This is a genomic window from Pectobacterium nicotianae (assembly GCF_023272715.1).
Taxonomy (GTDB): domain Bacteria; phylum Pseudomonadota; class Gammaproteobacteria; order Enterobacterales; family Enterobacteriaceae; genus Pectobacterium; species Pectobacterium brasiliense.
Genome location: NZ_CP096821.1, coordinates 2,194,751 through 2,209,147, shown reverse-complemented (window position 1 = coordinate 2,209,147; position 14,397 = coordinate 2,194,751). Strand labels below are relative to the sequence as shown.

Below are 14,397 nucleotides of genomic sequence, written 5' to 3'. Positions count from 1 at the left end.
CTGATATTTAGTTTATGTTGATCGAATAACGGAATTGATCAATCACAACAAATAATTGGGAGCATAGATTTTAATGAAAAAATTAGTAATTTTAATTGCAACCCTGCTGGGTGGGTGTACTGCAAGTAATGATTCATCTTTATCACAAAAAGAACTCAATAATACCTTAATAATAAAAATCTCATCTGACACTACCGTTAATAAAGCATCCGCATCATGGCTATCCCGTGACTTAATAATTACATCTTCACATACATTCTTAGGCATGCCGTCAACGAGTACCATTCAAGTAGGCAATGAAGGTAAGTGGTTAGATGCTACGGTGGTTGCCGCCGAGCATCCAAATAAACGAGATATCGCTATATTAAAAATCAAGGACCAAGATAAAAAACATTATCTTACAGGAACATACCCAAAGATTTGCAGTAAAGCGCTTCCATCAAGAGAACCGGTGTTGGTTGCTTCAGCCTTCTACAACTCTGTCACAAAAACCACAATATCACCCGCCCCTGAGACTATGAGCAACGGAGTAACATACTATGACCATTTAGCTCATTACTTCCATCCAGGATCTAGTGGTAGTCCCATTTATCAAGCCAGTAGTGGATGCCTTGCTGGGATACTTAGTCAAGCTAACAAGCTTACAATCAATGATAATGTCAGAGAGACTACAAAATTCGTTACATCTGAGAACATAGCCAATTTCATTAAAGATAATAAAATTAGGTTGTAACTTAAAATATTGATTATCACGAAACGACAATCTGCATACTTGATGAGAATGACATGTAGATAGACTGACCCATTGGAGCATATGCAGTGATAGAAGATTCGGGGTTTTATGTCGCAGTGCACGTCGGCGAAACTGATGCACCAGCAATTTACACAGATCCAGTAGAAACGTTAGAAAGCGCACTCGACATCATTGCTGAGCAATTATCGTTTTTTGCGTAACCAGGCAGGTGAGACGCTATTGCAGTAAACGTTACTGTGGCTGACTGTATGGGTGGCTGGCACATATCGCTCTTCCTCGCGTACAGGCATGTGTACACGAACCGTCAGATAAGTACCTAGCGGAATGTCGATCGGCGAGCGGTCCAGCCACTCTTCAGAATCCCTCTCTTCGTTATACAGTCGATGATCCAGATTCAGTCTATTCTGCGCAAACGGCATCGCGTCGCCGTGGACACGGTGATATGTTCGTATTATGAGCGAACCGTCGCCCTGCACTTCGTAGTCATTCCAGATCCGTTCGTAACCATTGCGACACCGAGGGTTCGTAATACCACCATCTTCGCCGCCCCAGGCACGATCAGCATTTAGTCCAAGGCAACCCGTAATGTGATAAACCCCTTCCGATAGTCGCTCAGTTACAACGCCATCTGATTCTGCGTTCAACTGGGATGAGCCATCAGCAAATAGTTTCACTATTGGGGATGCTGTTTTGAGGAAACCATTGCCATCCACTGTTGTATTTCCAGTGTGCTTAAGCGTAACAGCATTTAACCAAGTTCCATTAAAAGTCTTTTCTAAGACAAATTCATTAAAGTTGCCTTGTGTCATGTTGTTATCAACTAGCGCCCAGCCCCATTGCGTAGAGTCGGCGCCCGGTTCTTGGTTGGAATTACCACCACGATGCCTGACACTGAAAAATGCACGCCACACACCAGCGACAGGGGCTGAGCCAGCGGATTGTTGAGACTTTAGAAACTCTCCGAACTCACCACCTCCAGCGTATTCCAACGCTCTGGCGTTTCTAACAAATCCTTTAGCATCAGTGAGTATTAAGTCTTTCCCCCCTACATAGACATTACCGTCTTGATGAAGGGCTATCGTCGTACCAATTTTATTATTGCGAAGGAGTAGGCTATCGTCGTTGATGTTCTGAAAACCTAATGTCCATCTAGTCGATCCGTCAAAATCGCTCCCCTGCAGATAACTTGGTTGTCCAGCTGCTTCGGGCTTGATGACCAATGATGCCCAGTTAGCCATGAACATCTTAAGCGCATGAATTTCTTGGTTAGTATTTGCGGTTACAGGGTTTAGGTTTCTCGTATTCCAGTCAACAGTCCACTGATTTTCCCATACGCCATTAGCAACATTTACAGATGCTGTTTTTGCTCCACCTGTGGTAAATCCTATCGCCAGAAGACAGCCATAAAAGTCCTGATGTTCAATAGGGTTCCATAGAAGAACACAATCAGCGAAGCCTGGCGGTCTGTTAATGCCCGTTTGGTTTACCCAGTAAAGGCCCGCGGGCGTGTCGCGAGTGAAGTAAACAAATAGGTTTATATCGCTGCCAATGTTAATAGCTTTGCCCCCCCAGCCAAACTGCCCCTTAAGCATGGCGTTAGCCAATGTTGCCTGAGCATTTCCCGCAGCTGTCTCCGCCGCATTTTTTGCGACAAGCGCACCATTAGCTGAATTGCTAGCAGCATTGGCTGAAGCCGTCGCCGCCGTACTGGCTTGCTGGGCCTGAGCCACAGCCACGCTGAGATTTTGGGCATACTGAACCGCTTCATCTCTAGCCGCAACGGCTGCTGCCGCAGCTTCTGCCGCGTTAGTGCCCAGCGTCTGCATCGTAACCAGCTTCGCAGTAACATCGGCTTGGATTTCGCGAAAATAGACAATGATTGATGGCGTAACGGTTTGTTCCATCGCTGCCAGTTTTAATAGTTCGTTGATCGTCGCTGGCGTCGATTTCTCATTAATAGATACGGAACCATAGACCGAATTGTAGCCATCACTCTGGATTGAAATAGCGTATTCGCAGATCTCCAACGGAATAGCGTAGTTGCCATCCTGATCGGTCATGACAGATGCAGAAAAGCCGTTCAATACCGAAGGCCCGTTGGTCAGCGCGCTAAAGGTGACTTCAGCACCAGAAACAGGAACGCCGGCCGGATTCATTAATACGCCACTGATTAATACACTCACGCTTGCGAACTCCCGTTATATTGCGCCTGCTTTTTCTGCCCGGCGGCGGTATCAGTTTGTGATTTGACGCCCAGCAGATCGACAAAGGTTTGATAGTGCTGGGATGACAGCATCGCGTTATTGCCATTTTCTGCGTCTTTGCCATAGGCGCGAAAAAGGATGAACTCAAGAACAGGGTTAAAGTACAGCTCATCAAGGGGGAATAACCGGGCGTTCTGCGGAGATAGGTCGGCAATACTGGCAGGTGAAGGTAAACGCGCTACGTTGATTTCCAATTGAGCACCAGCCAGTGCGCCGGGAAATACAAAGAAGGCCTTAGGCGTCTGCTCGTCGTAGCAATAGCGCTCAATCGGGCCCGTTATGCTGTGCCAATCGGGATACTGATAATCGAGCGCATCACGCGGAAACGGCTGAATCGCGCGCCCCCCGACTACTCGCGTAATTTCCAGTAAACGTATCGCTCCATCGGGTAAATGTTGCCGCGTACCAGGTTCGCAATCGAATGTCTCAATGGACGCCCCGGCATCTGGCCTGATGATGATGACGGCGTTAATCGCATCATTGTAATAATCCAGCAGCTCGGATTTAGGCCAGCGCAGCCACAGCGAATCCAGCAGCTGCGAGTTTGCTCTGCCGATAATGTCGTTAATCGTTGTCATTAGTAGAATTCGTGTTTACGGACGGGATTGTGGAAACCCGTTATCGGGGAGTTATCAAGCGCATCACGATAGGCTCGTCGATAACCGTCGGTGAAGATGGATTTGAAATACGCAGCTCGTTGCGGATCGCTCCACGGCTTACCCAGCATCAGATAGAGGTCTTCTAACGCGCCGGCAGCAATAACATCAGTGTAATCGTCAGCCAACGCGTCAGGCACGCTATCCGTAGTGCGACGGGGTTCCACGGCAAAGAGAATGACGATACGACCAAACGGCCTTGTAGGCGCAATGTGATTAGCCGAAATCACGGTAAAGTCAACGCCAGCAACGAGTACAGCGGGATCAGCAGGGCTGCTGATATCGGTGACCATTAAGCGCTTGACGCACTTCACTTCCAAACTCTCCGTCAGCGCGAGCGTTACGCCAGGCTCAACCGCTGTCAACACCAGTGATTCACGGCAAAACAGCGACTCACGGCAAAATGTGATAGCGGCTTCCAATGCAGATTGCCGCATCATGAAATCTAACGGCCCGCTAATATGCTTACGAATCGCTGGCAGGAATGCGTCAAGCGATGCCATTATTCAGTGCCCTTTTCTTTGATAGCTTCACGAACGCGTGCGCGGAAATCATCAACTTTTTCCTGAGCACCTTGCTTCAGATCCGCCAGGTCTTCCGCTTCAACCAGCGTCGCCAGTTGGACGGAAGTCAGTTTTGCCAAATCGACATCATCGTTACCGATTTTGACCACCCAGCTATTCGCTTCAGCTTCAGCCTTCTGGCGTTCCAGTTCTTCCGCCGCCAACTGGGCTTTTAATTCCTCGTCTTCCGCAGACTGTGCCAACACCGATTTCACCTGGTCTTCACGTACCCATACGGTAGGGAATTCCAGCAACTGGTGAGCTACCCCGCTTTCAACGCTGACAGGTTTAAGGCGAGGAAAGATCAGGCGGCTACCTGTCACGGTATCGCGCTTTTTGTCTTTATCACCGATGTACACAACAGAAATGTCTGCCATTCTTGAATCCTCATAAAAAAGCCCACCGAAGTGGGCTGGATAATGTTAGAAGCGGCTTAGTAGCCTACCGCGACATATTTCACATTGACGACCAGACGGCCCGTTGCGGCACCTCCGGCAATCGTGGCGGTAATTTTCTCACCGCTGGCCGCCGTGCTGTACGGCACCACGGGTACAGATTTCGCTACCGCATCAGCATGGCTGGCCGCCGCGACAAGCGTATGTGTACCGCTTTTTACTTCCACTGTTACGCCCGCGCCCAACCCTTCACTGACCATATCAATGGAACAGATACGCATACCGATCGGCATTTCCAGTAGTTCGACAATATCGCCGGCGGCTGCGGCAGCCAGCACAATCTGGCTTTCTGCCAAAGACAGGTTGCCCTGTGGACCTTGATACACCGCATCACGCATGGACGGCGCTTGAATCGTTGCCATAAATTTTCTCCTGATAAAACAAAGCAGCAGGCCGAAACCTGCTGTTATTAGAGGGATGTGGGGTGATTAGCGCCCTGTGGAAATCGCGGAATCCACGACGATGATGCCGTGGTCGCTCATGCGGCCATCTTTCTGCTGGAAGCGGATTTTCTTCAGGCCGTTAATCCAACGTACTGAAATCTCAGTACCGTTACCATGATCCACTTTCTCTTCGTGATAACCGAAGTGGCCGCCGCCTTCGCCCGTACCATAAGCGTTCGCCAGCGCCTGACCGCCCAGCAGCATGGCGCGGTCAATAGTGGTTTTTGCTTCTTTCAGTGCAACGGTGGCAGCCAGATCGTTGTTAGATACGGAGACCTGGGAGCCAGCATTGAAACGGATCGGCATTCCGGTGTATTTGCGCACCAGGATGTTCCGCCACATCGCGCATTCACCTTTGAACAGCGGGTGATCGAAGCCTTTAGAGCGCTGCATAACGCGTGACAGCATCGCCTGCCAGTCTTTGCCAGACGTGGATGTATACCAATCATTCCACTGACGCGGCGTCACGTTCAGGACGTAATACGGATCGTCGTTCGCCATTTCGTCTTTCGACATTTTGACGGGCTGAAGTGGATGCGCCATTTCATCGATAAACAAAGATAGGTTATCAACCACGCCCAGCGTAAACAGATCCGCCGCATCCAGACCTTCAAAGCTGGTCGCATCACCGGCATAAAAGTGGCGATCGTAGGTTGGCGGCAACACGTCGTTGATCATGATTTTGCCAAATTCACCATGGCCGGCCAGCGGCAGAATGGTGTCATCCGCGATAAAATCACCACGAGCACCCGCCAGATGCACCGTCGCGCACTGATCTTGCAGGTCATTAAAGTACGTGCCCAGCAAGGTACGTCCGGTTTTGTTCAGATTATGCTTGTAGCGCTGTTCGGACATTTTGCCACCCGCATCAACCAGATGGCGACCCTGATTGATTTTGAGCGAGAAATCCGCGAACGCGAGGTTTTCACCGCGCCCTTCCAACTTCGCATCACCCATCGTCGGGCGCTTGCTGAGTTTGTGGACGATCTGCATATCCACTTCATCACCTTTCTGCTTTTGCAGATCGGTGATGCGCACCACTGGTGCGGTATAGCTGGTTTGCTTCACGCCTTTTTTATCCGGCGTTACCGCTTTTGGTGCTTCCTGTTGTTCCGTCATGATGTTAACGAATGAGCGGTTGCGGTTGGCTGCGGTGAACAGCGCAACCTGCATCAACTTATTCGCCTGGGCGGAGGTAATGGTAGTCATGTTTATTCCCTAAAAAAGAAAACCCGCACGCGGCGGGTTGGATAATGTGGGTAGGTAACGTCAGATGGCTTGTTCTAACAGCGCTTCAATCTGCGCATCGGTCATACCAGCAAACATCGCCTGCAATTGATCAGGATCGGCATTAACCGCCTGCTCCAGTGGCGATGCAGTATGTTGCGTCGTTGAACCGACATCTGACGGTGACGCAGGCAGCTGTGACGAGGCATTTGCTTTCGCCAGCAGATCTGCTGCTTTTTGCTGAAGTTCTTCGGCTGTCGGTTGCTGTTGCACTGCTTGCGTAGGCTGTTGAGGTGCACTCTCCACAGATTCACCATAAGCGGCGCGGGTTCGCTTCACGACTTCACCGAATCGTTCATTTAACGGCTTGTCTTTCCATGCAGGATCAAGTTTGAGTGTTTCATCGATATGCACCGCCAGCGTAAAGCGGTCTGGATCGCTGCTTTGCCAGTTTTTCAGATCTGGCGTGGCATCCAGTGCCACAATCACAGGGTTGTCATTAACAGGCTGAGAAACTACTGGGGCTGGCTGCGCAGATTGCAGGTATTCCACTTTCTGCGTTAAAGCATCAAGCACATTCGCCACTTCAGGGAAATTCTCACGCACCGTCGCAATCTGCTCTGGCGTGATCTTAGCTTTTTCCGGCAACTGCGCAGGTTGCAAACCAGCATCGTTAATCTGTCGCGAGAAGACTTCCAACTGTCGCCGAGCTTCAGCCAATTCTGTAGAAGCTCGCTGATTCGCTTCAGACAGACGGCGCTTTTCGGCGCGTTCTGCTTCCAGCACATCATAAGGAATGGTGTGCTTACCATCCCGGCTGAGAATGTTTTTCGCGGAACCATTACCTTCATCAGCAGCGACAGGCTGTTGAGTCGTGGTCGTCTGTGGTTGTGCAGCTACGCCCGGCGTCAGCGTGGTGGTATCGCCCTTATTTTCCTGCCGCCCATTCAGATTATCGGCGGTTGTTTGTCCGGTATTGGTTACCGCCCCCGCCGTATCATCAGAAATATCCACATCGCCCAGATTATTCAGCAATGCTTCCAACTCTTCCGCTGTTTCTTCACCTGTTAAATTATCAATATCAACACTCATGTCATTACTCCTGTATGTCTATTTGTCGGATAGCTCCGAAAGGGAAAAGGCGTATCGCTGCCCATGCGAATAAGCGCTCTAACAAAAGCGCTTACCGGCACAAACAAAAAAGCCACCCGAAGGTGGCCGATACTGATTTTGTGGTATAAAAAAACCGGAGCAGCTTTTTAAGGCATACTCCGGTATCTTTCGCGAATTTAGCGCGTATTAATTAAGAACACAAGTAATTAACTTTAGGTTAGAAACCGTATTTTTTATCAGTTACAAACTTTGGAGCCACCCAATTAGTCCCTTTTACAACTGTGCCATTCTTATCTTCAAGGATGCCCTTGTGGAAAAGTTCATTGTATTTAGCGAAAAGCTCGCCACTGGATATAACGTCGAAATTACTATAAGTATAAAGTCTATCCAATTGTTTATAATCTGATGTTAATGCAAAAACGGTAAGCACATCTTCCAATGTTTCATTTTGGATAACTTCTTTCATATTAGCCATGTTTCCCTCCTAATGCGTCTTTGAGTTCCTGTTCGTAGGCTGCCTGCAAAGCAGCATCAGTGTACAACGGTTGCTCTTTCTCATTAATTTTGTAGTCTTCAAGCGTCGCTGTGTGTGTGTCGTTCCAAACAGCGCTTTCTTCTTGAATGCTACTAGGCACTTCACCGTCTTTGATGTCTAAATTTCTGTAGCGGTTTAACTCTCTTAATTCATGCGTATAGAATCGCTTGTCAGTATCCGTGGCCGTGATTTGACCATTCAGTATGTTTTCCAAACGTTCAATCATCACTTTGTTTTCAACCGACGCTTTGAAACGCCCTGTGTGTAATTTAACATTGTCCACACCTGCACGGTCAATCTTAACGTTTTTCCAATCCAGCTCCAAGATCGGACCGCCTGCCTTATCTGGATTATAATAACGTTTGCTATATTTTCCTTTTTCCGTCCCACCATACGGATTACTGTTAAACACGACATAAATGGGTTCCACGCCAGAACCAGACGCAGTTGGCAACCAGATTATATAGTCATCAATATCCACTGGATCAGCAACTGGTGTTACCGTAACTGTGATTTTATCAACAGGTTTAACATCAACACCAGTATTCAGTAATGCTTTATAGTCAGGTGCAGTATTACCCGTATTACCGACATTTCCGGTCGGAGGAAACGCTGGGTTTTCCAGTACAAGGCGAGATGGAACACCATCAATTTCTACACTAAAAATACCCGTGTTTTTGTCATAACTGCCCGCTACACCTCTGACACTCGAAGGGATTCGCAGACTACCCGCTTTGAATGCCCGAAGAACCCTTTCTCCATTCTCATCAGAAAATGCCAGACGAATGGGAAGATCCAGACTTCCATTTTTCTTGGCCAAATCGTCCAAGTTAATAGGAGATTTATATCCCGGAATATCTTTTACTGGGATGGAAAATAAAACATCGACATCCTTCCCAACAATCTTACCGCTGCCAATCATCCCTTGTGGATTATATGAAAAAGAGGCTAATGCCCCCGAAGGAACACTTTGGGAAAGTGATGTAACAGCATAAAAATCTGACAGCAATTTACTAAGTTGAGTTTGCACTGTGCCAAATGTTGATACATTAACCCTGTTGCGTTTTATCTCTTTTTCTTCGGCAAGCGTTCGCTCCGTTTCAACCTGAAGTCGATTATTCTCAGCAAGCAATTGCTCAGCCTTAGCCAGATCAGAACGAGCCAGGTTCAGAACATGACTCTCTTGTTCCAATGCATTATTTGCTCTGAAATAAGCCTGATGAAAGTTATTCATCGTTTGCCATAAAGCAAGATAAATAGGATATCCCGGTCCCCCAGTTATACCCGCACTTAACAGACCTCTATTTTGATTATAAAAATTGTCGCGATTTTTTGCAGCGGTATTCACCTGTTCTTGGTAAACCGCAACAGTTTTAGTTTTTTCTGAAATGGTTGCGACAGAGCTTTCTTTTAGCTGTTGAGCAAAAGAGATCACTTGGCGGATTTCAGTTAATTTTCGCTCCGCAGCTGTAATTGGATGACGCAACAACCACTCCTGCTCACGGCGCTTGGCCTCTTCAACCTGTTTTTTCTCCTCCTCGGCTGTCACGATCTTTGAAAGAGACACGTATACCGGTTCATGATCGCTGCCAAAATCAATAAATGCATGGTGCGTATCAGCTACTGGCGAGGAAAGGAAAGAAGATACCTGAATATCATCTTTTACTTTCGGCGGATTCTGTGCCAAAGCAGGTTTGGTATTATCGACCTTGATTTGGAATGCAGGCTCACCAGCAATAATTTTCGCTGAATACACACCTGGCATTGCTGTTTTCTCTGCTTTAACTACGGGAATATTCGCGACTGGTGCATTCGTCGTGGGCTGAGTAAGAGCCAGTTGACGCTGGGAAAGTTCGGTATTAATCACACTTTGTGCCAGTAAACTGGCGGGAGCTGTTGGCAATGATTTGATTTCACTAACAGGCAAACTGCTGACGAAACCTGCAGGCATTGCTGTAACGTTATACCCTTTATTTAATACTCCCTGTTGAGCAGCTAACTGGGCTAAAGCCTGCTGATGTGCTTGATTGTATATAGAATCGAGACTACTGGGAGCGGTACTAGAAGGCCACATTCCGGCGGCAGTAACACCAAATACCCGCCCAACGACCGGAAGTGATCTGCCAATCACTGCACTGAGTGTTGCAAGTTTAGTGTTAATTGCTGCTCTGACATTTGCGAGTTCAGTCTCAATTGCCGTCGTATTTATTGTGAACCCTAGCTTTCCATAAAGAGGGTAGACCGGCATCGGTATCGCGATTGCCAAATAGGGATTAACGATAGCCTGCTTTTCTGGATTTTTACTAAAATCAACGGCAGAACCACCTTTGCCATTGTCCCTGTCATTACCACCTTTGCGATCATCGTTTGAAACCCAACCACCACCACCACTCACTGTCATGGTGTCTCCATCATTTGGAGCATATAAACGGTATTTAATCATTGAAGTTCTCCATCAAAAACGCCGGAACTGTATTTTTATACAGTTACAGCATTATAGAGACTTCTCTGATCTGGCTAAAGCATTCGCCTAACTTCATAAACACAGTTAATAAACTGATTTTAAAAGTCTATTTTATCAATCTGCCCCTGAATGCTTTGCATCATCTGTGAATTCAACATTTCAATTTCCCGCGTCGTGTTTTCCATATCCTTAAGAATGCGACCTGTTTCCGCCTGCGTTTTCGCATCATCAAAGCGCTGGCTGTTCGTTAAGGTTTGCTCACGCTGAGCCGCCGCTGCAATGCGCAGTGCCTCGGCTTCCAGTTTCGCCACTTTCCCAGCAATCTCACGCATCGCCAGGTCTTGCTGCTGTGCCTGCAATTGTTGCTGTTGCTGAGCCGCCTGCAGCTCTTCAGGTGTCATCTCATCCGGCGATTTCGGCGTACCCAGTGCACTACGGATCCTCTGAATAAACTCCGATTTCTTCGGCACATCCAGCAGCTCGACCCACATATCCAGTACCGTGGCTTGTACCTGTGGCGGCAAGCCAGTGATGACCTGAGACATACGCTCTGCAAGTTGCGATTTATAGGCAGGTGTCTGCTGGATCGGCGCAAGCGCAATATGCGCACGCAGGCGGGAAACATCGTTCGTCATCCCGTTGCCGGATTCCTCATTGATGGTGACGGACTTACGGCGGCGCGGATCGTCACGGTTCACCACAACGGAGTAATTGCGTCTGCGCGTCAGATCTTCCAGTAAATACGACAGCAGCAACTGTCCGACCTGCTGGCAGGCGAACTGATAGTTATCGTTGATTTCCGCCAGCGTTGTTGCGCCCTGTTCGACCAGGTTGCTGATTGCCACGCCGGAAGCGGCGCTGGAATCCTGCCCTAGGAATGCCGAATACACCCCCATCCCGTCCTGAATCAGTTTCATGCTCTCTTGCATGACCTGAAACTGCTGCTGCGCTACCTGAAAATCCTGCTGAATATTAATCGCATCCGCTGCTGTTGTTTTGTTGTGCCTCTGGGGGTTCAGCGTAATCACGCCATCTGGTCGCTCAACTTCGTCCGCTAACTGCCTGTCAGTCATGTTTGTCGCATCAGCATCCTTGATGATGCGTTTGGCCTGCAATAGCCAGGTTAATTTTATACGGCGGAAGTTCACTTCATCCTGAGCGGGGATCGCACGACAGGCTAAGCCATACGGTGCACCTGTTTTGTCTTTGCGATAGCCCCAGAACGGCACTAACGGGAACATGCCTTGTGGCGCCGAACATGGGCGATCGCCAAGAAAGTGCGGCCCGACAAACCACGCTTCGCGGATTCGGCTGACGCGAGACATCACCACCGACACACGGCCGGTCGCCAGCGCCACAGCGTGCATCACGTTGTTTTTATCAAACTGGATAACGCGGCCATTAGACAGTTCAAGAACCGGCACCCGTTGGTACGTGCGATAGTAGATCACCTGCAACATGACTCGCTTACGGTTGGCAGATACCCATTCAGTATCCTTGCGGCTCCACTGCTGGTACTCGTCATAGGCACTGACTAAAGCGGGCTCCTGCCCCTCGGCAATATCGGTATCGACAAATCCGCGCCACTCATTGATCGAGTAGTCGATAACCTGCGCCATATCGGGAAAAGTGGCTTTCACCTCATCCACGTCCAGCCAGCGTTTGCGCATCAGCCAGCGGCAGTCGCTCAGGTCAGCCTCGCGGCTATGCCAGTCCCAGAACACTTCATTACGGTGAACGGTTCCAACCTTGTAGCGCGAACCAAACAGATCGCTGTTACGGCGGACTTCAACCCATGATAGCCCCGCTTTGATCTGTTCAGCATAGGCATCAGAGCGCGCCTTATTGATATTCGACAACCGGCAAACGTCAGCAAACTCCGCATTGACTGCATCAGCAAGTTGCTCCATTTTCTCATCAGGATCATCAGCGATAACCATCAGGTCGGTACGTGTCTTGGCTTCCATGCCCAATACACCATCGATGGTTGGCGCAATCAGGTTATGCATCGTCAGCGGTTGGCCGCGTTCGCGCAGTTTCGCTACCACCTCCGGCGCAAGCTGATCGCCGTCGTAATACGCACAGGCGGTATTTGCCGTAGTGCGCCAGTCTGGCTGCGCATCAATGTCCGATGAAAGATCCAGTAATTGCCGCTGCGTAAAGCGGTCGCGGTTGTCCTGCTGGCGAGTGTGCTGCTGTGGCCGTGCCTCAGCGTCAATAGCGGCTATGTTCATCAATATGACATCCAGTGAGTGGGTTTAGAACGGTCGATAGGTTTCAGTTTCGGTCTGGCTGGCATGCGAGCACGCATTTCCTGCGCAATGGCATAGCTCATCACCTGGTCATCGAAACAACCGGTTTGTGCGCCCATGCTGCCTTTGGCGTCATAGACATAGGTATTAAGTTCGTTGAGGGTACCGATCCAGCGAATGCCGCTGGCCTTTTCACGCAGTAACGTTTTCAGCCCTTCCGTTACCACTGGCTTACTCTGCCTGGTCGTTAACCAGCCCAGCTTCGGTGTCTCGTCGTCGTTATCGCGATCAAGGTGCTGTTCGGCGTAAATAGCGCGAACGGGATAAATATCACGCAGCTTCTGCAATACTGCGTGACCGTGGTTATTTCGTTCTGGCCCGATGTAAGCGGTGTTATACCATTCGCCGACATGTGCCAGCAGTTGCGCGAATAGCTCTGCATCCAGATGCCCGAACCAGTGCGCCACCTGTTCACCTGTCGATTTCTTCACAACATCAAATGAAGATCGGTCACCGTTTTCCAGCCCTTCGGCGATATCCGCGCCGATAGCATAATGCTCATCGTGATCCGGCAATTCCCAGACCAGCAGATGATTTTGTAACGTGCGTTGAAGCTCCTCTTTGTCGCCGCCGCGCAGTGCCTGCACTTTTGTTCGCTTACCGGTTTCAGGCTCTACGTCATAGACAATGAGCGGCGGGCTACAGCCCCCTTCGGCATGCATTACATTGATCGCGGGGAACACACGGCGACCAGAGGTTAAGAAGGCTTCCTGCGGCGTGGAAGGAAATTCCTGCTTCATTTCCTCGCCCTGCTCGATCTCTTTGCGGATATACCACTGCTTTTGCTCATCACTTAGCGTGACACGCGTTGCTGCTTCAACCGCAGCAAAATATTCCTGGTGGTATTTACTCAGGCGCAGACCACCGGCCGGAACGGGCGCAACGTATTTCGGATCGTCAAACCACGGATAGAAATGAAACTTGTAATCCTGCATCGTCAGATCAACGCCGGATTGCGCCAGCTCAAGCGCCCGCGTACTCATGGTATGGAAATCACCGCCCACACCTTCCGCTGTGGATTCGTCAAACACAATACAGCCGTCATGCACGGCGTTCAGCGTACCCGTTCGCACCTCTTTGGCTTTGGCCGGATACTTGGCGCAGATTTTCCCATGCTCGGAAATGTGCAGACGCTGAACCGTACCTGAGCGGAAAGACGTGGCCACCTGAATGCTGGAGCCGTGAGAAAACAGGATATAGCCACCATTCGCCCCGCTGCGTCGCTCGGTAATCTTGAATGACGAACGTAACCAACCAGGCAGATTGTCGAAGGGTATCGATATCTTGGTACGGAAAATTTCGCCTGCGGCATTCTTATCCTGCGCAATGATCCCGCACTTGATGTTCTTATTGAACAGCGCCTGATCGAGCAGGTAGATATCAATCGCGGTAGAGAAACCGAGCTGACGCGCCTTGAGAATGATGTTGCGGTAATGCATGTGCTTGAACAGGCGACGCTGTGCCGGACGCATCCGAAACGTGACCAGTTGGCCTTTTTCATTCTCGATCTTGTACAGATTATTGAGCCGCCACCACGGATTGCTCAATTTTGACAAAATAAAAAGGTGCTGCTGCGCCTCGGTCATTCCGTCCAACTCATCTTCTGCGAGG

General features: G+C 49.3%; 12 protein-coding genes. 1 reads left to right on the top strand and 11 read right to left on the bottom strand.

Translation table 11 applies throughout. From position 1 onward, the window contains the following. Positions 1-73: 73 nt before the first annotated feature. Entirely contained in the window at positions 74-733 is a 660-nt protein-coding gene (locus MYB54_RS10010; RefSeq protein ID WP_248721867.1) for a trypsin-like peptidase domain-containing protein, read from the top strand. Between the two features lie 203 nt (positions 734-936). Here the strand turns inward: MYB54_RS10010 and MYB54_RS10005 are convergent, their stop codons facing one another. From MYB54_RS10005 to MYB54_RS09955, 11 genes are all read right to left on the bottom strand, one after another. Continuing rightward, positions 937-2,937 carry a phage tail fiber protein gene (locus tag MYB54_RS10005; protein WP_248721866.1) on the bottom strand — a complete coding sequence of 667 codons (2,001 nt, stop codon included), beginning with the start codon at positions 2,935-2,937 and terminating at the stop codon, positions 937-939. After that, on the bottom strand, positions 2,934-3,596 hold the full coding sequence (locus MYB54_RS10000; RefSeq protein WP_248721865.1) for a phage adaptor protein: 663 nt from the start codon (positions 3,594-3,596) through the stop codon (positions 2,934-2,936). Before MYB54_RS10000 ends, MYB54_RS10005 begins: the two co-directional genes overlap by 4 nt. Further along, complete coding sequence (locus MYB54_RS09995; RefSeq protein ID WP_248721864.1) at positions 3,596-4,177, bottom strand: hypothetical protein; 582 nt, start codon at positions 4,175-4,177, stop codon at positions 3,596-3,598. Before MYB54_RS09995 ends, MYB54_RS10000 begins: the two co-directional genes overlap by 1 nt. Beyond that, complete coding sequence (locus MYB54_RS09990; protein WP_248721863.1) at positions 4,177-4,614, bottom strand: hypothetical protein; 438 nt, start codon at positions 4,612-4,614, stop codon at positions 4,177-4,179. Before MYB54_RS09990 ends, MYB54_RS09995 begins: the two co-directional genes overlap by 1 nt. A gap of 56 nt (positions 4,615-4,670) precedes the next feature. Next, a complete protein-coding gene (locus tag MYB54_RS09985; protein WP_248721862.1) occupies positions 4,671-5,054 on the bottom strand; it encodes a hypothetical protein in 384 nt (127 codons plus the stop codon). Positions 5,055-5,120: 66 nt separating this feature from the next. Then, positions 5,121-6,344 (bottom strand): N4-gp56 family major capsid protein, encoded by a 1,224-nt coding sequence (locus MYB54_RS09980; RefSeq protein WP_248721861.1) that lies wholly within the window; start codon positions 6,342-6,344, stop codon positions 5,121-5,123. A gap of 60 nt (positions 6,345-6,404) precedes the next feature. After that, entirely contained in the window at positions 6,405-7,454 is a 1,050-nt protein-coding gene (locus tag MYB54_RS09975; protein WP_248721860.1) for a hypothetical protein, read from the bottom strand. A gap of 238 nt (positions 7,455-7,692) precedes the next feature. Next, positions 7,693-7,950 carry a hypothetical protein gene (locus MYB54_RS09970; RefSeq protein WP_014915646.1) on the bottom strand — a complete coding sequence of 86 codons (258 nt, stop codon included), beginning with the start codon at positions 7,948-7,950 and terminating at the stop codon, positions 7,693-7,695. Further along, a complete protein-coding gene (locus MYB54_RS09965; protein ID WP_248721859.1) occupies positions 7,943-10,453 on the bottom strand; it encodes a colicin-like bacteriocin tRNase domain-containing protein in 2,511 nt (836 codons plus the stop codon). The genes MYB54_RS09970 and MYB54_RS09965 overlap by 8 nt, the downstream gene beginning before the upstream one ends. Before the next feature lie 119 nt (positions 10,454-10,572). Then, a complete protein-coding gene (locus MYB54_RS09960; RefSeq protein ID WP_014915648.1) occupies positions 10,573-12,708 on the bottom strand; it encodes a portal protein in 2,136 nt (711 codons plus the stop codon). Next, positions 12,708-14,372 (bottom strand): terminase large subunit, encoded by a 1,665-nt coding sequence (locus MYB54_RS09955; protein WP_043902012.1) that lies wholly within the window; start codon positions 14,370-14,372, stop codon positions 12,708-12,710. Before MYB54_RS09955 ends, MYB54_RS09960 begins: the two co-directional genes overlap by 1 nt. Positions 14,373-14,397 lie beyond the last annotated feature (25 nt).

Coding starts and splice junctions, on each gene's coding strand:
- MYB54_RS10010 (WP_248721867.1), top strand. CDS start 74: ATGAAAAAATTAGTAATTTTAATTGCAACCCTGCTGGGTGGGTGTACT.
- MYB54_RS09955 (WP_043902012.1), bottom strand. CDS start 14,372: ATGACCGAGGCGCAGCAGCACCTTTTTATTTTGTCAAAATTGAGCAAT.
- MYB54_RS09995 (WP_248721864.1), bottom strand. CDS start 4,177: ATGGCATCGCTTGACGCATTCCTGCCAGCGATTCGTAAGCATATTAGC.
- MYB54_RS09960 (WP_014915648.1), bottom strand. CDS start 12,708: ATGAACATAGCCGCTATTGACGCTGAGGCACGGCCACAGCAGCACACT.
- MYB54_RS09970 (WP_014915646.1), bottom strand. CDS start 7,950: ATGGCTAATATGAAAGAAGTTATCCAAAATGAAACATTGGAAGATGTG.
- MYB54_RS10000 (WP_248721865.1), bottom strand. CDS start 3,596: ATGACAACGATTAACGACATTATCGGCAGAGCAAACTCGCAGCTGCTG.
- MYB54_RS09985 (WP_248721862.1), bottom strand. CDS start 5,054: ATGGCAACGATTCAAGCGCCGTCCATGCGTGATGCGGTGTATCAAGGT.
- MYB54_RS09990 (WP_248721863.1), bottom strand. CDS start 4,614: ATGGCAGACATTTCTGTTGTGTACATCGGTGATAAAGACAAAAAGCGC.
- MYB54_RS09975 (WP_248721860.1), bottom strand. CDS start 7,454: ATGAGTGTTGATATTGATAATTTAACAGGTGAAGAAACAGCGGAAGAG.
- MYB54_RS09965 (WP_248721859.1), bottom strand. CDS start 10,453: ATGATTAAATACCGTTTATATGCTCCAAATGATGGAGACACCATGACA.
- MYB54_RS09980 (WP_248721861.1), bottom strand. CDS start 6,344: ATGACTACCATTACCTCCGCCCAGGCGAATAAGTTGATGCAGGTTGCG.